21 protein-coding genes and 3 pseudogenes are annotated in these 24,614 nt (G+C 72.5%); 12 read left to right on the plus strand and 12 right to left on the minus strand.

Going from position 1 to position 24,614, the window contains the following annotated elements; translation table 11 throughout:
- The first annotated feature begins 10 nt into the window (after positions 1-10).
- Positions 11-805, plus strand: a complete 795-nt coding sequence (locus JD77_RS02040; RefSeq protein WP_145772780.1) for a hypothetical protein — start codon at positions 11-13, stop codon at positions 803-805.
- 16 nt (positions 806-821) lie between these two features.
- Here JD77_RS02040 and JD77_RS02045 read toward each other — a convergent pair whose 3' ends face one another.
- The 8 genes and pseudogenes from JD77_RS02045 to JD77_RS02080 form a co-directional block, all read right to left on the minus strand.
- A complete protein-coding gene (locus JD77_RS02045; RefSeq protein ID WP_145772781.1) occupies positions 822-1,601 on the minus strand; it encodes an HAD-IIA family hydrolase in 780 nt (259 codons plus the stop codon).
- A 34-nt stretch (positions 1,602-1,635) separates the two neighbouring features.
- Positions 1,636-2,664, minus strand: coding sequence for a ferrochelatase (locus JD77_RS02050; RefSeq protein WP_145772782.1), 1,029 nt, complete (start codon positions 2,662-2,664; stop codon positions 1,636-1,638).
- 55 nt (positions 2,665-2,719) lie between these two features.
- Positions 2,720-3,487 (minus strand): enoyl-ACP reductase FabI, encoded by a 768-nt coding sequence (gene fabI / locus JD77_RS02055; protein ID WP_145772783.1) that lies wholly within the window; start codon positions 3,485-3,487, stop codon positions 2,720-2,722.
- A gap of 39 nt (positions 3,488-3,526) precedes the next feature.
- Positions 3,527-4,231 carry a beta-ketoacyl-ACP reductase gene (gene fabG, locus JD77_RS02060; RefSeq protein ID WP_145772784.1) on the minus strand — a complete coding sequence of 235 codons (705 nt, stop codon included), beginning with the start codon at positions 4,229-4,231 and terminating at the stop codon, positions 3,527-3,529.
- Between the two features lie 720 nt (positions 4,232-4,951).
- Complete coding sequence (locus JD77_RS02065; RefSeq protein ID WP_145772785.1) at positions 4,952-5,902, minus strand: VWA domain-containing protein; 951 nt, start codon at positions 5,900-5,902, stop codon at positions 4,952-4,954.
- A complete protein-coding gene (locus tag JD77_RS02070; protein ID WP_170286360.1) occupies positions 5,899-6,924 on the minus strand; it encodes a DUF58 domain-containing protein in 1,026 nt (341 codons plus the stop codon). The genes JD77_RS02065 and JD77_RS02070 overlap by 4 nt, the downstream gene beginning before the upstream one ends.
- The gene (locus JD77_RS02075; protein WP_145772786.1) at positions 6,903-8,015 is read right to left on the minus strand and encodes an AAA family ATPase; all 1,113 of its coding nucleotides are present in this window, start codon (positions 8,013-8,015) and stop codon (positions 6,903-6,905) included. Before JD77_RS02075 ends, JD77_RS02070 begins: the two co-directional genes overlap by 22 nt.
- A 169-nt stretch (positions 8,016-8,184) precedes the next feature.
- A pseudogene (locus JD77_RS02080) lies at positions 8,185-9,006 on the minus strand (IS5 family transposase); the annotation flags it as partial.
- A 271-nt stretch (positions 9,007-9,277) separates the two neighbouring features.
- On the opposite strand from JD77_RS02080, the gene JD77_RS02085 reads away from it, so the two are divergent.
- From JD77_RS02085 to JD77_RS02095, 3 genes and pseudogenes are all read left to right on the plus strand, one after another.
- A complete protein-coding gene (locus JD77_RS02085) occupies positions 9,278-9,508 on the plus strand; it encodes a hypothetical protein (protein WP_145772787.1) in 231 nt (76 codons plus the stop codon).
- A gap of 22 nt (positions 9,509-9,530) precedes the next feature.
- Positions 9,531-10,089 (plus strand): annotated as a pseudogene (locus JD77_RS02090) (PH domain-containing protein).
- Positions 10,086-11,417: a PH domain-containing protein gene (locus JD77_RS02095; RefSeq protein WP_145772789.1), complete on the plus strand. Its 1,332-nt coding sequence runs from the start codon at positions 10,086-10,088 to the stop codon at positions 11,415-11,417. Before JD77_RS02090 ends, JD77_RS02095 begins: the two are co-directional and overlap by 4 nt.
- 3 nt (positions 11,418-11,420) lie before the next feature.
- Here the strand turns inward: JD77_RS02095 and JD77_RS02100 are convergent, their stop codons facing one another.
- Positions 11,421-12,521 (minus strand): phosphatase PAP2 family protein, encoded by a 1,101-nt coding sequence (locus JD77_RS02100; RefSeq protein ID WP_145772790.1) that lies wholly within the window; start codon positions 12,519-12,521, stop codon positions 11,421-11,423.
- 60 nt (positions 12,522-12,581) lie between these two features.
- Between JD77_RS02100 and JD77_RS02105 the strand changes: the two genes are divergently transcribed.
- A complete protein-coding gene (locus JD77_RS02105; protein WP_145772791.1) occupies positions 12,582-13,037 on the plus strand; it encodes a thioesterase family protein in 456 nt (151 codons plus the stop codon).
- A complete protein-coding gene (locus JD77_RS02110) occupies positions 13,034-13,864 on the plus strand; it encodes an MBL fold metallo-hydrolase (protein WP_145772792.1) in 831 nt (276 codons plus the stop codon). The genes JD77_RS02105 and JD77_RS02110 overlap by 4 nt, the downstream gene beginning before the upstream one ends.
- A 75-nt stretch (positions 13,865-13,939) precedes the next feature.
- On the opposite strand, the gene JD77_RS02115 is transcribed toward JD77_RS02110, so the two are convergent.
- Positions 13,940-14,167: a GntR family transcriptional regulator gene (locus JD77_RS02115; RefSeq protein WP_145772793.1), complete on the minus strand. Its 228-nt coding sequence runs from the start codon at positions 14,165-14,167 to the stop codon at positions 13,940-13,942.
- A gap of 324 nt (positions 14,168-14,491) precedes the next feature.
- Here JD77_RS02115 and JD77_RS02120 point away from each other — a divergent pair, with 324 nt between their 5' ends.
- The 3 genes from JD77_RS02120 (at position 14,492) to JD77_RS02125 (ending at position 15,382) form a co-directional block, all read left to right on the plus strand.
- On the plus strand, positions 14,492-14,788 hold the full coding sequence (locus JD77_RS02120; RefSeq protein WP_246140499.1) for a hypothetical protein: 297 nt from the start codon (positions 14,492-14,494) through the stop codon (positions 14,786-14,788).
- A 172-nt stretch (positions 14,789-14,960) separates the two neighbouring features.
- Positions 14,961-15,098, plus strand: a complete 138-nt coding sequence (locus tag JD77_RS31805; protein WP_170286302.1) for a hypothetical protein — start codon at positions 14,961-14,963, stop codon at positions 15,096-15,098.
- Positions 15,092-15,382 carry a hypothetical protein gene (locus JD77_RS02125; protein ID WP_145777379.1) on the plus strand — a complete coding sequence of 97 codons (291 nt, stop codon included), beginning with the start codon at positions 15,092-15,094 and terminating at the stop codon, positions 15,380-15,382. The genes JD77_RS31805 and JD77_RS02125 overlap by 7 nt, the downstream gene beginning before the upstream one ends.
- Here the strand turns inward: JD77_RS02125 and JD77_RS02130 are convergent.
- Complete coding sequence (locus JD77_RS02130) at positions 15,372-16,307, minus strand: carbohydrate kinase family protein (RefSeq protein WP_145772794.1); 936 nt, start codon at positions 16,305-16,307, stop codon at positions 15,372-15,374. The two genes, JD77_RS02125 and JD77_RS02130, sit on opposite strands and share 11 nt — an antisense overlap.
- Before the next feature lie 17 nt (positions 16,308-16,324).
- On the minus strand, positions 16,325-18,286 hold the full coding sequence (asnB, locus tag JD77_RS02135; protein WP_145777380.1) for an asparagine synthase (glutamine-hydrolyzing): 1,962 nt from the start codon (positions 18,284-18,286) through the stop codon (positions 16,325-16,327).
- Between the two features lie 131 nt (positions 18,287-18,417).
- On the opposite strand from asnB, the pseudogene JD77_RS02140 reads away from it, so the two are divergent.
- The 3 genes and pseudogenes from JD77_RS02140 to JD77_RS02150 all read left to right on the plus strand — a co-directional run.
- Positions 18,418-19,893 (plus strand): annotated as a pseudogene (locus tag JD77_RS02140) (aminopeptidase P family protein); the annotation flags it as partial.
- 225 nt (positions 19,894-20,118) lie between these two features.
- Complete coding sequence (locus JD77_RS02145) at positions 20,119-22,146, plus strand: hypothetical protein (protein WP_246140500.1); 2,028 nt, start codon at positions 20,119-20,121, stop codon at positions 22,144-22,146.
- A gap of 362 nt (positions 22,147-22,508) precedes the next feature.
- Complete coding sequence (locus tag JD77_RS02150) at positions 22,509-24,587, plus strand: hypothetical protein (protein WP_145772795.1); 2,079 nt, start codon at positions 22,509-22,511, stop codon at positions 24,585-24,587.
- The last annotated feature ends 27 nt before the right edge of the window (positions 24,588-24,614 follow it).

The following is a 24,614-nucleotide window of genomic DNA, read 5'->3' on the forward strand; positions in this document are numbered from 1 at the left end:
CCTCTCTTGCATGTCCTCCCCCGCAACGGGCGCGATGACGCTCGCGCCGCGCCGGTCGAGCCGGTTCGTTGCCTGGGTGCGCGCGTGGCGCGCCGGGCTCGTGCCGTACGACGAGGTCGCCGAGGAGATCGCCGGCGACGAGGAGCACCTCGTCGCGGACGCTCCCGGCACCTGGACCGACGTCCCGCTGCGGGACGCGCTGCCCGTCCTGGCGAAGCTGTCCCCGGACGAGATCCGCCTGGTGCTGCCCGCGCCCGGCGACCCGCGGGGGCTGCCCGGTCCGGGCGACTTCACCGGTGCGGCGCTGCTCGCCGGCGAGGCGGTCGTCGCCGGGGGCCTCGGGCTGATCCCGGAGGTCCGCACCCACACCTCCGGCTCCGGGATGACCTGGGAGACCGTGCTCTGGCGGGTCTACCCGCTGCCCGCCGACGCGCCGGCCGCGTCCGCGGCCTGGCCCGGCGCCGCCGAGGCGGAGGCCGAGCTGGCCGCCGCGCTCGCCGAGACCACCGCGGCGCTGACCCGGCTCGACGTCGCCCAGTGGCGGCCGGAGCTGGCCGGCGCGCTGGCCGCGCTGCGCCGCCCCGACGGCGCCACCGACCTGCCCCCGGGCTTCGACCCGCGGGCGCGGCGGCTGTTCGCCCGCGCGGCCGTGCTCGACCGGGTGCTGGCACTGGCCGGGCACAGCGCGCCCGGCGGGGCGATCAACAACTACGAGGCCCAACAGCGCGACGCGGCGCTGCGGCCGCTGACCACCGCCTGCCGGCAGGCCCTCGTGGCCGCCTGCAACGCCCCGCTGCGCCCCTGACCGCCGGCCGGCCGGGTCAGATCTCGTCCATCAGGTCGGCGACGGAGTTGACGATCCGGGACGGCCGGTACGGGTACCGCTCGGCCTCCGCCCGGGTGCTGATGCCCGTCAGCACCAGGATCGTCTCCAGGCCGGCCTCCAGGCCGCAGAGGACGTCGGTGTCCATCCGGTCGCCGATCATCGCGGTCGTCTCGGAGTGCGCCTCGATGGTGTTCAACGCCGACCGCATCATCATCGGGTTGGGCTTGCCCACGAAGTACGGCTCCACGCCGGTCGCCTTGGAGATCATCGCCGCGACCGAGCCGGCGGCCGGCAGCGCCCCCTCCACCGACGGGCCGGTGGCGTCGGGGTTGGTGCAGATGAACCGGGCCCCGGCGTCGATCAGCCGGACGGCCTTGGTGATCGCCTCGAAGCTGTACGTGCGGGTCTCCCCGAGCACCACGTAGTCGGGCGCGTAGTCGGTGAGCACGTAGCCGACCGCGTGCAGCGCCGTGGTCAGCCCGGCCTCCCCGATCACGTACGCGGTGCCGCCCGGCCGCTGGTCGGCCAGGAACTGGGCGGTGGCCAGCGCCGACGTCCAGATCGCGTGCTCGGGCAGTTCGAAGCCCATCCGGGTGAGCCGGGCCTGCAGGTCGCGCGGCGTGTAGATGGAGTTGTTGGTGAGCACCAGGAACGGCTTGCCGGAGGATCGCAGCCTGTTGACGAACTCCGGTGCGCCCGGCACCGGCTGGCCCTCGTGCACCAGCACGCCGTCCATGTCCGTCAGCCAGCTCTGCACCGGCTTGCGCTCAAGCATCTGTCGTCCCAAGGGGTGTCGGGGGCGGGATGGGTCAGGGGCGACGGGCCGGCACGCAGCACACCGCGGGGCAGGTGTCCCACAGCGGCAGCTCGCCGAGGCGGCGACGCCGCCGCTCCCCGCCCGGCTCGGTGCGCTCGGCGACCAGTTCGCGCACCATGGCCACGAAGCGCGGGTCGGTGCCCGGGGTGGCGGCCCGGACGAAGTCCAGCCCGACCCGCTTGGCGGTCTCCAGCGCCTCGGTGTCGAGGTCCCAGACCACCTCCAGATGGTCGGAGACGAACCCGATCGGGCTGACCACCACGCTCGTGGTGCCCGCCTCGGCGAGGGCGGCGAGGTGGTCGTTGACGTCCGGCTCCAGCCACGGCACGTGCGGCGGGCCGGAGCGGCTCTGCCACACCAGGTCGTACGGCAGGTCGGGCGCGGCGGCGGCGCGCACCAGCCGGGCCGTCTCGGCGAGCTGGGCCGGGTACCGGTTGCCGTGCGGTCCGGCGTTCGCGGCCATCGAGGTGGGGATCGAGTGGGCGGTGAACACCAGCCGGGTGGTGGCCCGCCGGGCCGGGTCGAGCTGGGCCAGCGCCGCCCGTACCGCGTCCGCGTGCGGCTCGACGAAGCCCGGATGGTCCCAGAACTGACGGAGCTTGTCGATCACCGGGGCGTCGGGGCCGACCGCGGCGCGGGCCCGCGCGATGTCCTCCTGGTACTGGCGGCAGGAGGAGTACCCGCCGTACGCGCTGGTCACGAAGGCGAGGGCGGTGCGGACCCCGTCGTCGCGCAGCTGCGCCACGGTGTCGGCGAGCATCGGGTGCCAGTTGCGGTTGCCCCAGTAGACGGGCAGGTCGACGCCGTGGGCGGCGAAGTCGGCGCGGATCGCGGCGAGCAGGTCCCGGCACTGCTGGTTGATCGGGGAGACCCCGCCGAAGTGCTGGTAGTGCTCGGCGACCTCCGCCAGCCGCTCCGGCGGCACGCCCCGCCCCCGGGTCACGTTCTGCAGGAAGGGCAGCACGTCCTCGGGCCGCTCGGGGCCGCCGAAGGAGACCAGCACCAACGCGTCGTACGCCATGAGCCCATTCTTCCCCGCCGGCCTGGCCGGGCCGGCGGGGGCCCTTTCCTACCGGTCAGGCGCCGATGGCGTGGTAGCCGCCGTCGACGTGGACGATCTCGCCCGTGGTCGCCGGGAACCAGTCCGACAGCAGCGCCAGGCAGGCGCGCGCGGCCGGCTCCTGGTCGGTGAGGTTCCAGCCCAGCGGGGCGTGCTCGGCCCAGGCGTCCTCGAACTGCTCGAAGCCGGGGATCGACTTCGCGGCGATGGTGCGCAGCGGGCCGGCGGCGACCAGGTTGCTGCGGATGCCCCGCTTGCCCAGGTGCAGGGCGAGGTAGCGGGACGCCGACTCCAGCCCGGCCTTGGCCACGCCCATCCAGTCGTACACCGGCCACGCCTTGGTCGCGTCGAAGGTCAGCCCGACCACCGCACCGCCCGCCGACATCAGCGGCAGCGCCGCCATCGCCAGGGACTTGTACGAGTACGTCGAGACGTGCAATGCCGTGGCCACGTCCTCCCAGGGGGCGTCGAGGAAGCCGCCGCCGAGGCAGCTCTGCGGCGCGAACCCGATCGAGTGGACCACCCCGTCGAGGCCGTCGACGTGCTCCCGGACCTTGTCGGCCAGCCCGGCGAGGTGCTCGGCGTTGCTGACGTCCAGCTCGATGACCGGGGCCGGCTCGGGCAGCCGCTTGGCGATCCGCTCGACGAGGGAGAGCCGGCCATAGCCGGTGAGCACGACCTGCGCGCCGTTCTCCTGGGCGAGCTTCGCCACCGAGAAGGCGATCGAGGCGTCGGTGATGACGCCGGTGACCAGCAGCCGCTTACCGGCCAGCAGTCCGGACATGGTGGGAGTTCCTCCGTCGGGTCGGTGCGTACGAGGTGGTCAGTGGCCCATGCCCAGGCCGCCGTCGACCGGGATCACGGCGCCGGAGATGTAGCCCGCCGCGTCCGAGGCGAGCCAGGTGACCGCCCCGGCGATCTCCTCGGGGGCCGCGAACCGGCCGGCCGGGATGTTCTTCTGGTAGTCGGCCCTGCGGGCCTCGGGCAGCGCGGCGGTCATGTCGGTCTCGACGAACCCCGGCGCCACCACGTTGGCGGTGATGTTGCGGCTGCCCAGCTCGCGGGTGATCGAGCGGGCCACGCCCACCAGGCCCGCCTTGCTGGCCGCGTAGTTGACCTGGCCGGGGCTGCCGTAGAGGCCGACCACCGAGGAGATGAAGATCATGCGGCCCCACCTCGCCCGGAGCATCTTCGACGACGCCCGCTTGGCGCAGCGGAACGCGCCGGTGAGGTTGGTGTCCAGCACCCGGACGAACTGCTCCTCGGTCATCCGCATCAGCAGGGTGTCGTCGGTGACGCCGGCGTTGGCCACGAGCACCTCGACCGGGCCCAGCTCGGCCTCGACCGCCGTGAACGCGGCGTCGACGGAGGCGGAGTCGGTGACGTCGGCGCGTACCCCGAACAGCCCCTCGGGCGCGTCCCCGCTGCGGTGCGTCACCGCCACCCGGTCGCCCTGCTTGGCGAAGGCCTGCGCGATGGCCAGTCCGATCCCCCGGTTGCCGCCGGTCACCAGCACGGTACGGGCCACGGATCCCCCTCTGTCAGCCGATCTACGGTCGGTCCGGAGCCTAGGGGTTACCGGCAGGTAAGCGCTAACGCGGGCGCGTCGCGGCCGCCCCTCACCGAGCGGCGCGACGTGCGGGATCACGCCGTGGCGGGAGGCCACGCGGGTCACCTCCCGGCGGCCGATCAGCGCCGCCGGCGGACCGCCCGGCCCGGGGCGGCGCGCTCGCGGGCCCGGTGTACGATGATCCGCGTTCCGGACCCGGCCGACCGCAGGAGGTGATCGCTGTGCGAGATAGCGATCCTCCCAGTCGTGGCCGGGCCGCCCGTCAGCCCCGCTGAGCCACGGCTCGGCTGGTGAGCTGACCCAGCTCCGCTCCCCACACCCTGCGCCCTCGGCCCTTCCAGCCGGGGTGTCCGCGCTGTGTCCGTCCGATCGGGACGGACGCGGGGAGCCGCCCGGTCACGACTTCGTGTGCGCGTCCTGATCAACCCCCGCGGTCCCCGTGTGCCGGCGCGGACCGTTTAGTCGCCACCGGAGCTTCCCATGAGCCGTTACCTCGCCCCGCTGGGCTTCACCCTCGCCGCCGTGTGGGTGGCCGTCGTCTTCGTGCTGGCCGGCGGCGCCGGTCACTGACCGCGGACGCACGGACGGGGCAGCTCCACAGGGCCGGCGTCCAGGTGCCCGCGGTCCGCGCCGACGCCCGCCGGACCGGGCCGCGCGGAGCCCACGCGGACGGCGGCCTCAGAGCAGCCGGGACGACCAGAGCAGGCTCGTCGCGCCCGCGCAGAGCGCCAGCAGCAGGGCCAGGCCCGCGTACCACCGGGTGATCTCGCGCGGCTCGGTGCGGAACCCGATCGAGCTGCCCATGTCCTGGTAGACCTGTTTCAGCTCGCTGACCGAGGCCGCCTCGTAGAAGTAGCCCTCCGTGGTCTCGGCCAGCTCGGCCAGGGCGAGCCGGTCCACCGGCACCCGCTGGAGCTGGCCGCCGATGTCCACCTGCCCCGAGTCCGTGCCGAACGCGATGGTGGAGACCGGCACGTTGGCCGCCTGGGCGGCGGCCGCCGCCTCCTCGACCGACCGGCCCGACGTGCGGAACCCGTCGGAGAGCAGCACGATCCGGGCCGGCGGGATGCCGGCCGCGCCGTCGGCCGGCACCGACCGGATCGCCTCCAGGCAGGTGAAGACCGCCTCCCCGGTCGCGGTCGCCTCGGCCAGCACCAGCCCGTCGATCGCGGCGGTCACGGCGTCCCGGTCCTTGGCGGGCGCCACCAGCACGTTGGCCGACTTGGCGAACGACACCAGGCCGAGGTTGTAGCTCTTCGGCAACTCGCCGACGAACTGCTTCGCCGCCTCCTGGGCTGCCTCCAGGCGGTTCGGGGCGACGTCGTCGGCCTGCATGGACAGCGACACGTCGATGGCCAGCATGACGGTGGCCCGCTCCAGCGGCTCCTTGGTGTCCACCGCCGGCCGGGCCAGCGCGGTGGCGAGCACCAGCAGGCAGAGCAGGAACGCCGTCGCCGGCACGTGCCGCCGCCAGCCCAGCCCCTTCGGAGCGAGGGTGCGCAACAGCTTCACGTTGGTGAACCGCATCGCGTACGCCCGGCGGTGCAGCTGCCGCCAGACGTACAGGCCGGCCAGGGCGAGCACCGGCAGCACCGCCAGCAGCCACCACGGTTGCAGTAAACGGATCATCGTGTCGTCCCCCGGGTGCGGGCGTGCCGCTGCGCGGCGACGAAGCGCACCATGTCCAGCAGCCAGTCGGTGTCGGTCCGCAGTCGCAGGTGGGCGGCGCCGGCCGCCCGGAGCTGGGTGGCTGTCTCCGCGCGCTGGGCGGCGGCCGCCTCGGCGTACCGGCGGCGCAGCCGCGGGTCGGCGGTCTGCACCTCGTGCAGCTCCCCCGTCTCCGGGTCGACCACCGGCAGCACCCCCACGTCCGGCAGCTCCAGCTCGCGCGGGTCGACCACCTCGATCGCCAGCACGTCGTGCCGGACCCGCAGCTTACGCATCGGCCGCGCCCACTGCTGCGGCGGCGCCAGGAAGTCGGAGATCACCACCGCCACGCCCCGCCGGCGCGGCGGCCGGTTGAGCATGTCGACCAGCGCGCCCAGGTCACCGCGCCCGGGCCGCGGCTCCGTGCCGGCGATCGCCCGCAGCAGCGCCTGCGCCTCCTTGCGGCCGGAGCGGGCCGGCAGCCGGACCAACTGCCCCGGGCCGGACGGCGGCGCGGGCCGCCAACGGCCCGCCGGGGCGGCCGGCGCGGCGCCGCTGCCGACCACCGCACCGATCCGGTTGCCGCCGCGCACGGTCAGGTGGGTCAGCGCGGCGGCCGCGGCCACCACCACGTCCCGTTTGAGCCAGCGGCCGGTGCCGAAGTCCAGGCTCGCCGAGAGGTCCACCGCGAGCCAGGTCTCCAGCTCCCGGTCGGCGACCGTACGCCGCACGTGCGGGGTGGTCGTGCGCGCCGTCACCGGCCAGTCCATCCGGCGCACGTCGTCGCCGGGGCGGTACTCGCGCGACTCCCCCGCCTCGCTGCCGGGGCCCGGGAGCAGGCCGGCGTAGTCGCCCTGGAGCAGGCCGTCGAGCTTGCGGGTGACCAGGAGCTGGAGGCGGGACAGCACCGCCTCCGTACGGGGCCCGACGGCCGGCGAAGGCGTCCACCGGGTACCCCGGGAGGGGATGGGGGCGGGTGAGGTCACGGCCGCTGCCCGGGCCACCCGGCGCCGGCCGCCGGCGAACCGGGCGGGGCCGGGGTGGCCTGCTGGCGCGGGGCCACCGACGGCAGCGGGATGGTCGACATCACCCGGTGCACGACGTGGTCGGAGGGCACGTCGTCGGCGAGCGCGTCGTAGCTGAGCACCAGCCGGTGACGCAGGATGTCCGGGGCGATGTCCTGCACGTCCTGCGGCAGGGCGTAGTCCCGGCCACGCAGCAGCGCCAGCGCCCGGGTGGCCCGGACCAGGCCGAGCGAGGCGCGCGGGCTGGCGCCGTACTGGATCAACTGCGCGACGTCGGGCATGCCGTGCTCGGCCGGGGCACGGGTGGCCAGCACCAGCCGGACCGCGTAGTCCACCAGCGCGTTGTGCACGAAGACCTGGTCGGCCTTCTGCTGCAACGCCACCAGGTCGTCGGTGTCGAAGACCCGCGCCGGCTCGGGCGGCGCCACGCCCATCCGGTAGACGATCTCCCGCTCCTCGGCGTCCGTCGGGTACCCGACGACGATCTTCATCAGGAACCGGTCCCGCTGCGCCTCCGGCAGCGGGTAGACGCCCTCCTGCTCGATCGGGTTCTGGGTGGCCATCACCAGGAACGGGTTCGGCACCCGGTGGGTCTCCCCGCCGATGGACACCTGGCGCTCGCTCATCACCTCGAGCAGGGCCGACTGGACCTTGGCGGGGGCCCGGTTGATCTCGTCGGCGAGCAGGAAGTTGACGAACACGGGCCCCAGCTCGACGTCGAACTTCTCGCTCGACTGCCGGTAGATCCGGGTGCCCATGATGTCGGCCGGCACCAGATCCGGGGTGAACTGCACCCGGGCGAACGACCCGCCGACCACCTTGGCGAGGGTCTCCACGGCGAGTGTCTTCGCCACGCCCGGCACGCCCTCCAGCAGGCAGTGCCCCCGGGAGAGCAGCGCCACGAACATCCGCTCGACCATCCGGTCCTGCCCGACGATCACCCGCTTGATCTCGAACAGCGCCCGCTCCAGCAGGGTCGCGTCCTGCGCCGGGGTGGTCGCCGGCGGCGGGGGCGCCTGCGGGGCGCTGCCGTTCGGCGTCGGGGCGTCGGGCGTGGTCGGCTGGGCCACCGGTCCTCCACAGCGTGATCGGTTGTCGGGCGTGGTGCGGTATCAAGACTCGCATGCCCGGCTGAGAGACCGTCGGGTAACCGGGTGACTACGTGGCGAGAAGTCGCTCGACGTTGATGCGTTGGGCGGCTTCGCGCTCGGTGGCGTTGGCCCAGCGGATCGTTTGACCGGCCAGGCGTATCGTCATGAGTCGAATCATCGCTACCTTGATCATGGCCTCTGAGTTGACGGTCAGCCGTTCGTAGTCCCGGGCCAGGCGTCGGTTACGGACCAGCCAACCCAGCGTCCTCTCTACCACCCACCGGCGCGGTAGGACCTTGAAGCCCTTGACGTCGTCGTTGCGCTTGACGATCTCCACCAGGATGCCGAGCTGCTCTTTCGCCCAGGTCAGCAGAGTGGAGTCGATGCTGTTGGCGTAGCCGCCGTCGGCCCACACGAGGGCGATGGTGGTGAACGCCTCGGCCAGCCGCGCCAGGATCCGCCGGCCACCGGGACGGTCGTTGACCGAGGCGGAGGTGACCATCACGACCAGGATCAGCCCCATCGTGTCCACGACCAGGTGCCGCTTGCGGCCGGTGGTCTTCTTGCCCATGTCGAACCCACGGCATTCGCCGCCCTCACTGGATTTGATGGACTGGGCGTCCAGCACCGCCGCTGTCGGCTCCGGCTCACGACCGGCCGCTACCCGCACCTGCCGGCGAAGCTCGTCGTGGATCGCGTCCCACGTTCCGTTCTTCCGCCACGTCGTGAACCAGCGATGTGCCGCGTCCGGTGGCGCCAGATCCCGCGGCATCATCCGCCACGGACAGCCCGACCGCAGCACATAGAAGATCGAATCCAGGATCAGCCGATCTCCCCACTTGCGCGGCCGGCCGCCTTTACGCAGGTCGCGTACCGGCATCAAGGGCGCGAGGATCGCCCACATCGCATCGGTCAAGCTCGACGGATAGCATGAACGGGCGTCATCCCCGCCACAGTTGCAGTTGCGCACACAACGCGATCATGGCGGGGATGATCTATTTGTCGAGCACCTGGCATCGACGTGTCTCCCCGTAACAGAACGCTCGGAGCTGGTTACCCGACGGCCTCTGAGAGCCGAGGTGGGGAGAAGCCGATTTTCGCCGCCCCGTCCCGGCGTTCCGAATCGCCGATCACCGCTGGACACCGGGGGGTCGGGCGTGTGTACCATTCACCCCGTCGCCGGGCGGCTCCCCCCGTGGCCGCCCGGCGCTCACACTTCCCGCGCCCCTAAACTGGCCCGGATGAACGCTTCCCTCTCCGCCGACGAGGCCCCGATCTGCTCGGCCAAGGGCTGTCGGGCCCCGGCGGAGTGGGCCCTGCGCTGGAACAATCCCCGCCTGCACACCCCCGAGCGGCGCAAGACGTGGCTGGCCTGCGCCGACCACCGGTCGTCCCTGGGCGACTTCCTCGCCGCGCGCGGCTTCCTGCGGGAGGTCGCGCCGCTGCCCGCATCGCCTACGCTCGACGTGTGAGCGCGCGAAGCGGACGATCCCGGTGACCGGCGGACCGGCCGGCGGGCCGCCGGCCCCTCCGGGCCCCGTCGCACCCGGCCGGGCCGCCCTCGCGCGGGCCGCTCGACCCGTGGCCGGACACCGTCTCCTGGCAGCCGGTCTCGCCCGACCTGATCTGGGTGGAGCTGGTACGCCTGTCGGCCGTCCTCGGGGTGCTGCTGCTCGGGGTGGCGGTCGGCTGGGCGCTGGCCGGGCACTGGCTGTTCGGCGCGGCCGTCGGCGCGCTCGTGCTGCTCGGCGTGTGGCGGGCGGTCACCGTCGTCCGGGCGGTACACGCCTGGGGGTACGCCGAGCGGGAGGACGACCTGCTGGTCCGGCACGGCCTGCTGGTGCGCCGGCTGTCCATCGTGCCGTACTCCCGGATGCAGTTCGTCGACGTCAGCGCCGGCCCGCTGGAACGGGCGTTCGACCTGGCCACCGTGCAACTGCACACCGCCGCCGCGGCCAGCGACGCCCGGGTGCCGGGCCTGCGCCCCGCCGAGGCGTCCCGGCTGCGTGACCGGCTCACCGCGCTCGGCGAGGACCGCGCGGAGGGGCTGTGAGCCACGGTCCCTTGGGGCAGGAGCCGCGGCAGCGGCTGCACCCGCTGAGCCCGGTGCTGCACGGGGCGAAGTCCCTGGTGGTGGTCATCGCCGGCCTGTCCTGGTCGACCCTCAACCGGGTCGGCTTCGGCTGGTTCGTGGCGATGGTCACCGTGCTGGCCCTCGGCGCGACGGTGCTGGCGGTCGTCAGCTGGTACAACACCGGCTACCACGTGGTCGGCCGGGAGCTGCGGATGCACGAGGGGCTGCTGTGGCGGCGCACCCGGGCCATCCCGCTGGAGCGGCTCCAGGCCGTCGAGGTGGTCCGCCCGCTGCTCGCCCAGCTCACCGGGCTGGCCGAGCTGCGCCTGGAGGTCGTCGGCGGCGGGAAGACCGAGGCGCCGCTGGCGTACCTGGGGGTCGCCGAGGCCGCCGCCCTGCGGCAGCGGCTGCTCGCGTTCGCCGGCCGGGCGCCCACGCCGGGGCCGCAGGCCGCGGGGCAGCCGGCGGCGGACGCGGTGGCTGCTCCGCCCCCGCCCGGGCGGCTCCTGCACACCGTGGTCAACCGGGACCTCCTGGTCAGCCAGTTGCTCACCCCGCAGGCGTTCCTGCTGCCCTTCGGCGTCGCCTTCGTCGTGGCGCAGTTCCTCTCCGAGGGGTCCTGGTCGTTCATCGCCGTGGCGAGCACCCTGACCGCGATGGCGGGGGTGCTGCTGCAACCCGTCCGCCGCGTGCTGGACGACTGGAACTTCCGGCTGGCCCGCGACGACCGCGCCCTGCGGATCCGCAACGGCCTGCTGGAGACCCGGGCGCAGACCGTGCCACTGCACCGGGTGCAGACGGTCGGGGTGACCTGGCCGCTGCTCTGGCGGCCCAAGGGCTGGCTGCGGCTGCGCCTGGAGGTGGCCGGCTACTCGGGCGGCGAGCCCGACGACCGGAACCGGCCGGACCGGCTGCTGCCCGTCGGCGACCCGGGCACCGGCGAGCTGGTCGTGGCGGAGGTGCTGCCCGGCGTACGGCTGACCGGGCTCGCGACGACGCCTCCCCCGCCCCGGGCCCGGTGGCTGCGCCCGCTGAGCCGTCGCGCGGTCGGCGCCGGGCTCGACGAGCGGGTCTTCGCCGCCCGGTCCGGGCTGCTCACGAGGCAGCTCGCCATCGTGCCGTACGCCCGGATCCAGAGCGTACGGGTGACCCAGGGGCCGGTCCAGCGGAGGCTGCGGCTGGCCACGGTGCACGCGGACACCGCGGGCGGCTCCGGCGCGGCCGCGCACGACCGCGACCTGGCCGAGGCGTGGTGGCTGGCGGCGGAGCTGACCGCCCGGGCGCGGGCAGCCCGCCTCGCTGCCTGAGGCTCAGCGTGCGGCCGGCACCGCGGGCGGGCCGGCGGAGACGGGCGGGTCGGCGGAGGCGGGCGGGTCGGCGGAGGCGGGCGGGTCGACGGAGGCGGAGGGCCCGGGCACGCTGGGCCCGTCCCCGGCCGGTGTGCGGGCGGCCGGGTCGCGGCGGGCCCGCCGGGCGGCCCACCACCGCTCGCCCAGGCCGACGGCCAGGAACGTCATCCCCACGTACGCCCAACCGACCAGCACGTCGATGACGTAGTGCTCGCCGGAGTAGACCAGGGTGAACGTCATCGCCAGCGGGTACGCCAGCAGCAGCGGCCACCAGCGGCGGCGGGTGGCCCGCAGGAAGAACAGCACCACGAACAGCGCCCACGCGGTGTGCAGCGACGGCATGGCGGCCACCGGGTTGGAGGCGATCTGCCCGGCGTTGAGCAGGTTGCCCGCGCCGTGCATGCCGGACGCCTTCCAGCCCCGGGTGGAGATCCGGGCCACCTCGGTCAGCAGGCCGTTCTGCGCCGCCCACCAGGGCGGGGCGGCCGGGTAGAGGAAGTAGGTGGCCAGCCCGGCGGCGCAGAGGAACCCGAAGCGCCGCATGTACGCGACCCACCGCCCCCGGTCGCGCAGCCAGAGCACCCCGGCGGCGGCGAGCGCCACCACGAAGTGCGAGAAGTAGACCCAGCTGGCGAGGACGTCCCACCAGTGCACCTGCGGCCGGTACAGGTGCTCCTGCAGCCAGATTGTCGGCACCTCGCCCCCGGTCGCCCAGCCGAACATGAACCGGTCGGCGACGATCAGCTCCAGCGCGTGCGGGGTGGCCCCGTTGTCGGCGAACCCCCGCGACAGGTTGTACACGGCGAGCAGCAGCACCACCGGCAGCCAGTCCCGGGCGAAGCGCAGGTGGCTGCGCCACGGGCGGTGGGAGTTCCAGGCGACGGTGCCCGCCCAGATCCACAGGAACGCGTACGCCGGGTCCGTGGGCAGGCCGATGCCGAGCCAGCCGGCCACGAAGGCGACGGACCAGATCGACATGCCGACCACGCGACGGCGGCCGCCGTCGGGGGGTGCGGGCGGTCCGGTCGGGGCGGGGGGCTGGGGGTCAGTCACGACGGCCATCGCCGTCCAGGTTAACGGCGGCGCCCCGAGCGGCCGACGGCGACCACCTAGGCTGTGGCCATGCAGGAGCAGTCCGAGCAAACCCTCGCCCCCGGGCTGTCCGCCCGGGTCGAGCTGACCGTGACCGATGCCGACACCGCCCAGGCGGTCGGCTCCGGCGACGTGCCGGTGCTGGGTACGCCCCGGGTGCTCGCCCTGGCCGAGGCGGCGACGGTGGCGGCGACCGCGACCCGGGTGCCGCCCGGCCGGACCACCGTCGGGCTCCGCGTCGAGCTCGACCACCGCGCTCCCACGCCGGTCGGGCGTACGGTGGTGGCGTCCGCCCGGCTCGTCGAGGTCGACGGGCGGCGCCTGCGGTTCGAGGTGAGCGTCACCGACGGCGGCGAGACGGTCGCCCAGGGGCGGATCGAGCGGGTGCTGGTCGAGCGGCAGCGCTTCGTCGAGCGGGCCACCGGCGTACCCGCGACCCCGCGGGTCACGGGCGCCGGCGCGAGCGAGCCGGCGGTCGCGCCGTGAGCCTGCGCTTCGTCGAGGTCGCCGACCGGGTGTACGTGCTGCGGGAGCCGCTGCTCGACGTCAACGTCACGCTCGTCGTCGGCGACGGCGGGGCGCTGGTGGTGGACACGCTCTCCACCGCCGGGCAGGCCGCCGAGCTGGCCGCCGCCGCCCGCGCGGTCACCCCGCACCCATTGACGGTGGTGAACACCCACCACCACTTCGACCACTGCTTCGGCAACGCCACCCTCGCCGCCGACCCCGCCCGCCCCGTGTACGCGCACGAGGCAGCCGCCGCCTGGCTGCGCGAGCGCCCCGACGAGCTGCGCCGGGCCGCGGTGGAGGAGGTGCGCGACGGGCGGCCCGAGCTGGCCGCCGAGCTGGCGGAAACGACGCTGCTGGCCCCGACGCACACCGTGCGCCTGGAGACGACGCTGGACGTCGGGGGGCGCCGGGTGGTGCTGCGCCACCCCGGCCACGGGCACACCGACGCCGACCTGGTCGTACACGTGCCGGACGCCGACGTGCTGGTCGCCGGGGACCTGGTCGAGGAGAGCGGGCCCCCGGCGTTCGAGGAGTCGTACCCGCTCCAGTGGCCGGACGCGGTCGCGGACCTGCTCCGGCTGACGGGGCCCGGCACCGTCGTCGTGCCCGGGCACGGCGAGCTGGTCGAACCGGAGTTCGTCCGGGCCCAGCACGCGCAGCTGGCCGAGCTGGCGTGGCTGATCCGGGCCGGCCACACCGCCGGCGCCCCGCCGGAGCGGATAGCGGCCGAGGCACCCTTCGGCGCCCGCGCCGCCCTCACGGCCGCCCGCCGCGGCTACGCGGAGCTCACCGGCACGGCGTGACCCACGGACGGACGGGCGGGCGGGCGGGCGGGCGAGAACATCGCCCGCGCCTTGCGCCGGCAGGCCCTGGCCGGGTCAGTCTTCCGGTCGCTCGGTGACGAACACGCCGACGCCGTGCACCCCTTCGACCAGTCCCTGTGTCTGAAGGACGAGAATCGCCTGTCGCACGACGGTCTGCGACACGCCGTGCTCCTGTTTGAGCTGCGCGGTCGACGGCAGCTTCGCTCCCGGCGCCAGCTCACCCGACTCGATCCGCTCACGGATGTAGTCGGCGAGCTGCGCCCACTTCGCCTTGGCGGGCATTCACACTCCCAGGTCTGCACCGCCATTCGACCATGAACTACTAGCCACAACAAGTAGTTCCAACCGCGCCTTGCTTTGTACAACATGGTGTGTAAAGCTCTTCGTGGCCAGCTCCCAGGTCTGCAAACCACGGGCTGGTTGTCCCTCAAGGCGCACCCGGTCGACCACTCCCCGGCGGTCGACCGGGTGCTGGATCATGCCCCGCCGCCGTCGGCAGGGGCGCAGTAAGCAGGCCCGGGGTGGGTGCCGGGCTCCAGCCGCCCGCGCAACGGACTGTCCCCGCCCGCTCCGGCGCCGCTACACCCAGCGAAGAAGGGCTTGAAGGTGCAGACGACCGTCGACCGTCCCGTGGACGCGGTGGAGAAGGTGCTCGGCGAGGTGCCGGTACCGCCGTACGTGACGCAGCAGCACGTCCAGCTCGCCATGCGGGCCGTGCTGCAACACGGCCCCGAATCGTGGCCGACCGGGCCGCTGTGCCGCAGCGACCTCACCCCGTACCCCTGCCGCCTGCACCGCTGGGGACGAGCCGTGCTGCGTACAAGAGGCATGACCGACCGGGCCGTCGACGACCTGATCGCCCGCGCCGAACGGCCGGCGCGCGTACCCGACGGGCGGCGCTGAGATGTGGCCACGCCGGCGGCGAAACGCCCAGCCGATCCCCCTCGCCCCGCGCCACCGGCCCACCTGGCGCCGCTGGCGGCGCTGGTGCACCTGCGGCCTACGCTGGACCACCTGCCCCGACCGCCACACACCCGTACCCACCGAGCCCAACGCCTACGGAGCTGCCCCATCCATGCGCCCGGGCCACCGGGCCGCCCCGGCGCGGAACAGCCGGTGGTGCGACGAGGTGACCCGCGCCAACCCCCAGGTCGGCCGGGCCGGCCGCCTCACCCCCGCCCAGACCTGGCGGGCCAACGGCGGCCACTGGTGACCCCACCACGCCCCCACCTACCCATCCGGCCACTGTGGCTGTGCCGCGCCTGCGCCGCACCCTGGCCCTGCGCCACCGCCCGACTCACCCTCCGCCACGAGTACACCCACGACCGCGTCGCCCTGCTCGTCTACCTCGGCGGGCAACTCCACGACGCCGCAGACGACCTCTACCGACTCAACCCGCACGACGGACCGGAACCCCGGCAACTCTTCGACCGGTTCCTGGGCTGGGCGCTCATCCGCGGGGCAGCCGGCGACGACCGAACCCGGATCAGTCCGTGAAGCGGCAGAGGACCTCGGCGCGGGTCGGCATGGCGGTCGCGCCGCCCGGGGACTCGCAGACCAGCCCGGCGACCCGCAGCGCGAACGCCACCCGCCGGTGCCAGTCGGCGGGCTCGGTGGGCTCCCCGTCGACGAGCAGCTCGGCGATGAGGGCCCCCATCACCGAGTCGCCCGCACCCGTGGCGTCGACCGCGCGGACCTTCGGCGCGGGTACGCGTACCGGATCGCCGTCGGCCGCGGCGACCACCGCGCCGTCCGGGCCGAGGGTGACCACGACGGTCGCCGCCCCCAACTCCCGCAGGTACGCCGCGACCCCCTCGACCGGCTCGCCGGGGTAGAGCAGCTTCGCGTCGGCCGCGCTGAGCTTGACCAGGTGCGCGGAGGCGGCGAACTCCGCCACCGTCTCCCGCAGCCCGGCCAGCGCGCCCGGTCCGTCGAGCAGCCGGGGCCGGACGTTCGGGTCGAACACCCGCAGCGCGCCGGCGGCGGCCCAGGCCCGCCGCGCGGCGGCCAGCACGGCCGGGCAGAGCAGCACGACGGACCCGCAGTAGAGCACGTCGGCGCCCTCGACCAGGCCGACGTCCAGGTCGTCGGCGGTGAGCAGGCCGTACGAGGGCGGCTCACCGTAGAAGCAGAACTCGGGCTCGGCGCCGGAGTGGGTGGCCACGGCCAGCGCGGTCGGCACGGGGGCGGTGACCGCCCCGTCCAGCCCGACGCCCGCCGCCCCGAGAAAGGCCCGGATCCGGCCGGCGAGCACGTCGTCGCCGAGCGAGCCGACGAACTGCACCCGCCCGCCGAGCCGGGCCACCGCGACGGCGACGTTGAGCGGCCCGCCGCCGATCGCCTGCCGGAAGACGGGCGCGCCCTCGCACTCCGCGTCGAGCAGGTCGACCAGTGCCTCGCCGAGCACCACCGCGTATCCCATGGCCCGCGCCTACCCGCTCAGCGGACCATGGAGCCGACGACGGGCTTGGTGAGCAGCGCGGACTGGTTGCGCTGGATGCCCGGGTCGAGCGTCTTGGCGACGAAGATCGCGTGCCAGATGCAGAAGATCAGCACCGTCCACACCTTGCGGGAGTGGTCGGCCTCCTCCCGCTTGTGCTCCTCCAACAGCCGCAGCACGTACGACAGGTCGATCAGCTCGCCCGCGCCGGAGTTGGACAGCACCCAGCGGGCCCACTCGTACATCTCGCCCCGCAGCCAGACCCGGGTGGGGGTCGGGAAGCCGAGCTTGCGGCGGTTGACGATGGCCGGGGGCACCACGCCCTGCAGCGCCTGGCGCATCGCGTACTTGGTGGCGTCCGAGCGCGGGGGCAGCTTCAGGTCCACCGGAATGGTGGCCGCCACTTCGAACACCTCGCGGTCCAGGAACGGCACCCGGACCTCCAGCGAGTGCGCCATCGAGATCCGGTCGGCCTTGACCAGGATGTCGCCCCGCAGCCAGGTGTACAGGTCGACGTACTGCATCTTGGTGACGTCGTCCAGCTCGGTGCACTCGGCGTAGATGGGGGCGGTGACGTCGGTGTAGCGCACCGAGGGGTCGTAACGGCGCAGCAGGTGCTGCTTCTCCTCCTCGGTGAACATCCGGGCGTTGCCGTAGTAGCGCTGCTCGATCGGGGTGGTGCCGCGCTCCAGGAAGCTCTTGCCCTTGACCCCCTGCGGGATCGCCTTCGACACCGCCCGCAGGCCCTTCTGCACGCCGCCGGGCAGGCTGTTGACGCTGTTCAGCGACAGCGGCTCCCGGTAGATCGTGTACCCGCCGAAGAACTCGTCGGCGCCCTCGCCGGACAGGACGACGGTGACGTGCTCGGCGGCCTTCTTCGCCACGAAGTACAGCGGCACCAGCGCCGGGTCGGCCACCGGGTCGTCCAGGTGCCAGACGATCTTCGGCAACGCCTCGATCATGTCCTGCGGACCGATCTTCGTCGGGATGGTGGTCACGTCGAGGTGCCGGGCCGAGTCCTGGGCGACGTCGATCTCCGAGTACCCGGGCACGTCGTAGCCGACCGTGAAGGTGAGGATGTTCGGGTTGAACTCGCGGGCGAGGGCGACCACGGCGGTCGAGTCGATGCCGCTGGACAGGAACGAGCCGACCGGCACGTCCGAGCGCATGTGCATCCGGACGCTCTCCCGCAGCGTCTCCCGGATGTGGTGGTAGAGCCGCTGCTCGTCGCTGACCGGGGTGGGCCGGAACACCGGCCGGTACCACCGGCGCACCTCGATCCGGCCGCCCGGGGTCCAGGTCAGGTACTCCCCGGAGCCGATCCGGTTGATCCCCCGGTGCAGCGTGCCGGGCTCCGGGACGTACTGCAGGGTCAGGTAGTGGCTCAGGTTCGCGGTGTCGATCCCCGCGTCGCCCTGGTACGCCGACTGCGCGAACGGCAGCAGCGCCTTCTTCTCCGAGGCGAGGTAGAGCCCGTCGGCCGTCTCCAGGTAGTGCATCGGCTTGATGCCGAAGTAGTCGCGGGCGCCGAACGCGCGGCGCTCCTGGCGGTCCCAGATGACGAAGGAGAACATGCCGCGCAGCCGGTTCAGCACCTGCGGGCCCCAGTAGTGGTAGCCGGCGACGATCACCTCGCCATCGCCCGCCGTGGCGAACTGGGCGCCGAAGTTGCGCGCCAACTCCTCGCGCAGCTCGATGTAGTTGTAGATCTCGCCGTTGAAGGTGAGCAGATAGCGCCCGCCCGCGTACGGCAGCGGCTCGTGGCTGGACGCCACATCGATGATCGCCAGGCGCTTGTGACCGAACACCGCGTCCGCGTAGTGGCCGGTGGCGTCACCGACCACCTCGACCCCTGTCTCGTCCGGTCCGCGGTGGTGCAGGCATTCCAGCGCCCCCGCGATGTGGTCGCGGTGGGCGGCGGCGTTGCCGTTCGCGCTGAAGAAGGCCAGGAGTCCGCACATGGTGGTCATCTTTCCACGCGATCCGAGCGGGCGTCGCGGCACCGCGCCTCCGCGCCCTCGCACCGCGGGGCTCCGCACGGCGGTACGCGCGGGGTACCGTCTGCACCAGCGAGAGGCGGAGGGAGCGGATCATGACCGAGCAGCGGACGGATGGCCAGCCTGCGGACGGCACCGAGTCGCATGACCACGACTTCCCGGAGGCGTTCCTGGCCTTCATGCGCCAGGGGTGGCGGGACACCACGCTGCCGGTCGGCCCGCGGGTGGAGGTGCCGAACCACGCCAAGCGGCGGGCCGCGCTCTCCGCGGCCTTCCCGGGCGAGACGCTGGTGATCCCCGGCGGCGGCGAGAAAGTACGCGCCAACGACACGGAGTTCCGGTTCCGCCCCGGCAGCGACTTCGTCTACCTGACCGGCGACCACGCGCCGGACAGCGTGCTCGTGATGCGCCCGAACGGCTCGGGGCACGACGCCACGCTCTACATGCGGCCCCGGGCCTCGCGGGAGACCGACGAGTTCTTCCGCAGCCGGCACGGCGAGCTGTGGGTCGGCCGCCGGCACACCCTCGCCGAGAAGTCGACGGAGCTGGGCCTGCCCACGGCCGAGCTGGCCGAGCTGGAGCCCGCGCTGGCCGACCTCGCGCCGGGGCGCACCCGCGTGCTGCGGGGCTTCGACCGCCACGTCGACGCGGCCGTGCGGCCGTACGACGGGCCGCGGGAGCAGGGCCAGCCGGGCCGGGACCGGGAGCTGGCGACCGCGATCGCCGAGCTGAAGCTGATCAAGGACGAGTGGGAGATCGCCCAGCTCCAGGACGCGGTCGACGCCACCGTACGCGGCTTCGAGGACGTGGCCCGGGTGCTGCCGGCCGACCGCGCCGTCTCGGAGCGGCTGCTGGAGGGGATCTTCGCGCTGCGCGCCCGGCACGACGGCAACGACGTCGGCTACGGCTCGATCGTCGGCGCCGGCGAGCACGCCACGATCCTGCACTGGGTGCACAACCACGGCGTCACCCGCCCGGGCGAGCTGCTGCTGATGGACATGGGCGTGGAGAACCGCAACCTCTACACCGCCGACGTCACCCGCGTGCTCCCCGTCGACGGCCGGTTCACCCCGCTGCAGCGCCAGGTCTACGACATCGTGTACGCCTCGCAGCAGGCCGGCATCGACTTCATCAAGCCCGGGGTGAAGTTTAAGGACGTGCACCTGACCTGCATGCGGGTGCTCGCCGAGGGGCTGCACGACCTGGGCCTGCTGCCGGTGAGCGTCGACGAGGCGATGGACGAGAAGTCGACGGTCTACCGCCGGTGGACGCTGCACGGCTTCGGGCACATGCTCGGCATCGACGTACACGACTGCTCGAACGCCCGCAAGGAGATGTACCGGGAGGGCGTGCTGGGCGAGGGCTACGTGCTCACCGTCGAGCCGGGCCTGTACTTCCAGCCCGAGGACGACCTGGTCCCCGAGGAACTGCGCGGCGTCGGCATCCGGATCGAGGACGACGTGCTGGTCACCGCGACCGGCGCGGTCAACCTCTCGGCGGGCCTGCCGCGGCGCGCCGACGAGGTGGAGACCTGGCTGGCCGAGCAGCGTGAGGCGGGCCCCGCCTGCCCGGCTGATCCTCCGGTACGACCACGCGGCGGGCCCCGCCGCCGGTGCGCGACGACGCTGTCGCCGACGCGCCGGTGGCGGGGCCCGTCTCCGTTTCGGGCGCCCCGGCCGCCGGGGCGCCCTCTTCCGTCCCTCCCGCCGGGCCGGGGCCCATGATCCACTCCACGTCCCCGACATAGCGGCGTTCCTGCGGCTCGGATACCGCCATGTCCCCGACATGACCAGAATGTGGGGCTTTTTCAGATACGTCCTTGTCATGAGGATCCTTCTCATACGGTGGAGATCAGAGGCTGCAACCGATTTGTAGCTGGTCGCGCCCGCTCGGGCGGTGCGACCCCGTCTGGTAGCAGGAAAGGGCGGAAAGCTCTGATGTCCAACGACGAAACGACTCTCGACGGCGGGGCCGATACGGCCGCGCCGATCAGAAGGCGGCGCCTCTGGGTCGCCACCGGCGTGGCCGGCCTGACCGGCGTCGTCGGCCTGGCGGCGCTCGGTGGATTGGCCGCCCGCAACGACAAGTCCGACACCCCGGAACGGGTTGCCGACAACCACGCGGCCGCACCGCAGATCGCCAGCGACGCCGAGCCAGGTCACGACGCCGACGAGAAGCAGAACCGGGCGGACCCGAACGACCGGGACGGCAAGGGTCGTGCCGACTGGGATCGCGGGCGGGTGCGTGAGGTGCCGTGTGACGACGAGAAGCTGGTCGAGGCGATCGATCTGGCGAACCGGGATCACGGCGGCACGTTGAAGCTGGCCGAGCGTTGCACCTACGAGCTGAGCTTCGCGGACAAGGAGTCCGGCACGGGCCTGCCGACGATCAGGCAGAGGATCTCGATCAAGGGTAACGACGCGACCATCAAGCGCGACTCCGAGGACGCCTTCCGGCTCTTCCGGGTCGCCGACGGCGGCGACCTGACCCTGAAGGACCTCACCCTCAAAGACGGCAACGCCGCCGAGTTCAAGTACGGCGCCGCACCGAGCACAGCATCGGGCTCCGGCTCACCGGGTTCGGGGTCGCAGAGCGGCACGCAGGCCGACATGGACGCCGACATGGAGGCCGGCACGCAGGCTGGCGCCCAGGACGCCGCGCAGGGCTCCCAGGATTCGGGGTCGCAGTCCGGGTCTCCGTGGTCGCCGGACAAGGACAAGGACAAGGAGAAGAAGGAAGGCGAGGCCGACGGCGGCGCACTGCTCGTCGAACGCGGCGGCAGCGCACAGCTGAAGAAGGTCCACCTGACCCGCAACAACGCCGAAGGCAACGGCGGCGCAGCCGCCAACTTCGGCCGCCTCGACATCGAAGACAGCAAGGTCGACGACAACCACGCCGGCAAGAACGGCGGCGGCGTCTTCAACCGCGGCGTCCTCAAGATCAAGGACACCCACATCGCCGACAACACCGCCGGCGAGAACGGCGGCGGCATCGCCAACGGCGAAGCCAAAGACAAGAACAAGCACCACGACAAGGACAACAAGGACTACTGGGTCAAGGGCCGCGACGAAGCCGGCACCGTCGAGATCATCAGCACCCACGAGGGCAAGGACAAGTTCCGCACCGACATCGAGAACAACCGCGCCGGCGACAACGGCGGCGGCCTGTTCAGCTCCGGCGGATTCGTCAAGATCTCCTTCACCACCATCAAGCAGAACACCGCCTGCAACAGCGGCGGCGGCATCTACGCCGCCAACACCGACCTGACCCTCGACCACGTCATCGTCGCCAAGAACCACGCCGACAAGGACGGCGGCGGCATCGTCAACACCGGCGGCGAAGACAAGAAGAAGGACTGGCCCACCAACGGCGACAAGAAGGACCAGGACAACAAGCGCCACGGCAACAAGGAGCAGGAGGCCACCGCCACCATCTCCGACAGCGCCATCATCGACAACACCGCCGGACGCTTCGGCGGCGGCATCTTCAACGGCGACACCGACGTCAAACTCAAGGAAGGCTTCAAGGAAGAACCCGGCAGCAAGGACAAGGAAAAGGACGACAACGCCACCCTCACGCTCCGGGACACCGAGATCAAGGGCAACACCGCCCTCAACGGCGGCGGCATCTTCAACAACAAGGGCACAGTCACCCTGACCAACACCAGCGTCACCAAGAACACCGCCACCGACTCCGCCAAGACCCACCGCGTCGCCGGCGGCATCCTCAACAACGAAGGCAACGTCCGCCTCGACGACAAGTCCACCGTCACCGACAACGACCCCACCAACTGCGGCGGCACCGTCAAGGACTGCTTCAACTGAACCACCACATAACCGAGGAAGTCCCTTTCCGCCGGGTCACGGCGGAAAGGGACCCTCTTCCTTCGGCGTCACCACCGGGCGGTTCGTCGCCGTCACCGCCGATGCGAGCCGTCCGCGGACGACCGCCAACTTCCGCCCCGTCCGGCACCCCTTCGCAGGCCCTGACACCGCTGCTGCACTGCGGTCCCCCGTGCGGCCGGCCGCACCGCCCGCCCCTAATGCGGGTTTTTTTCGCATACGGGCACGAGGTGAAGAAGGTTCTCATACGGTGGTCTTCAGCAGCTACAACCGATTTGTAGCGAAGGCCGCCTCGCCGTGGCGAAGCGACCTTGTCGGGTACAAGGAGAGGGCAGAGAGCTCCGATGTCCAACTACCTTCGCAATAACGATGACGCCACCCGGGAGACGATCTCCCCGATTCGTCGTCGCCGGATCTGGCTGGCAACGGGCGTCATGGGCCTGACCGGAGCGGTCAGCCTCGCCGGTGTGGCGTACGCGACCACCGGGGCCGTCGGTCCCCACCGGCTCGCCGACGTGAAGTGGTCGACCGCCCAGCAGCTCACCAAGGACGATGCGCGGGGCGAGGCGGGCCGGGACGAGGAAGGCCGGAAAAAGGAACGGCGGAACGAGGAAGGCCGGGACAAGGACCACGGCGACTGGAGCGACCGGGACGGCAAGGGCCGCGACGACGAGGATCGCGGGCGGGTGCGTGAGGTGCCGTGTGACGACGAGAAGCTGGTCGAGGCGATCGATCTGGCGAACCGGGACCACGGCGGCACGTTGAAGCTGGCCGAGCGTTGCACCTACGAGCTGAGCTTCGCGGACAAGGAGTCCGGCACGGGCCTGCCGACGATCAGGCAGAGGATCTCGATCAAGGGCAACGACGCGACCATCAAACGCGACTCCGAGGACGCCTTCCGGCTCTTCCGGGTCGCCGACGGCGGCGACCTGACCCTGAAGGACCTCACCCTCAAAGACGGCAACGCCGCCGAGTTCAAGTACGGCGCCGCACCGAGCACACCATCGGGCTCCGGCTCACCGGGTTCGGGTACGCAGAGCGGCGCCCAGCCCGGTGCGCAGGGCGGCGCTTCGGGTGCGCAGAGCGGCGCCCAGCCCGGTGCGCAGAGCGGCGCCCCGGCCGTCGTGCAGGGTGCCGCGCAAGCCGCCCCGCAGACCGGTACCCAGGGCGGCGCCCAGACCGCCCCGCAGACCGGCGCCCAGACCGCCTCTGCCCAGGGCGCCCAGGGGGCGCCGGGCATGCAGGCGGCGCAGGGCTCGGGGTCGCAGGGTGGGTCCAGCCCGCAGTCCGGGTCTCCGTGGTCGCCGGACAAGGACAAGGACAAGGAGAAGAAGGAAGGCGAGGCCGACGGCGGCGCACTGCTCGTCGAACGCGGCGGCAGCGCCCAGCTGAAGAAGGTCCACCTGACCCGCAACAACGCCGAAGGCAACGGCGGCGCAGCCGCCAACTTCGGCCGCCTCGACATCGAAGACAGCAAGGTCGACGACAACCACGCCGGCAAGAACGGCGGCGGCATCTTCAACCGCGGCGTCCTCAAGATCAAGGACACCCACATCGCCGACAACACCGCCGGCGAGAACGGCGGCGGCATCGCCAACGGCGAAGCCAAAGACAAGAACAAGCACCACGACAAGGACAACAAGGACTACTGGGTCAAGGGCCGCGACGAAGCCGGCACCGTCGAGATCATCAGCACCCACGAGGGCAAGGACAAGTTCCGCACCGACATCGAGAACAACCGCGCCGGCGACAACGGCGGCGGCCTGTTCAGCTCCGGCGGATTCGTCAAGATCTCCTTCACCACCATCAAGCAGAACACCGCCTGCAACAGCGGCGGCGGCATCTACGCCGCCAACACCGACCTGACCCTCGACCACGTCATCGTCGCCAAGAACCACGCCGACAAGGACGGCGGCGGCATCGTCAACACCGGCGGCGAAGACAAGAAGAAGGACTGGCCCACCAACGGCGACAAGAAGGACCAGGACAACAAGCGCCACGGCAACAAGGAGCAGGAGGCCACCGCCACCATCTCCGACAGCGCCATCATCGACAACACCGCCGGACGCTTCGGCGGCGGCATCTTCAACGGCGACACCGACGTCAAACTCAAGGAAGGCTTCAAGGAAGAACCCGGCAGCAAGGACAAGGAAAAGGACGACAACGCCACCCTCACGCTCCGGGACACCGAGATCAAGGGCAACACCGCCCTCAACGGCGGCGGCATCTTCAACAACGAGGGCACAGTCACCCTGACCAACACCCGCGTCACCAAGAACACCGCCACCGACTCCGCCAAGACCCACCGCGTCGCCGGCGGCATCCTCAACAACGAAGGCAACGTCCGCCTCGACGACAAGTCCACCGTCACCGACAACGACCCCACCAACTGCGGCGGCACCGTCAAGGACTGCTTCAACTGACCGACGGTTCAGCGAAACGGGGTCCAC

Source organism: Micromonospora olivasterospora, from assembly GCF_007830265.1.
GTDB classification, from domain to species: Bacteria; Actinomycetota; Actinomycetes; order Mycobacteriales; family Micromonosporaceae; genus Micromonospora; species Micromonospora olivasterospora.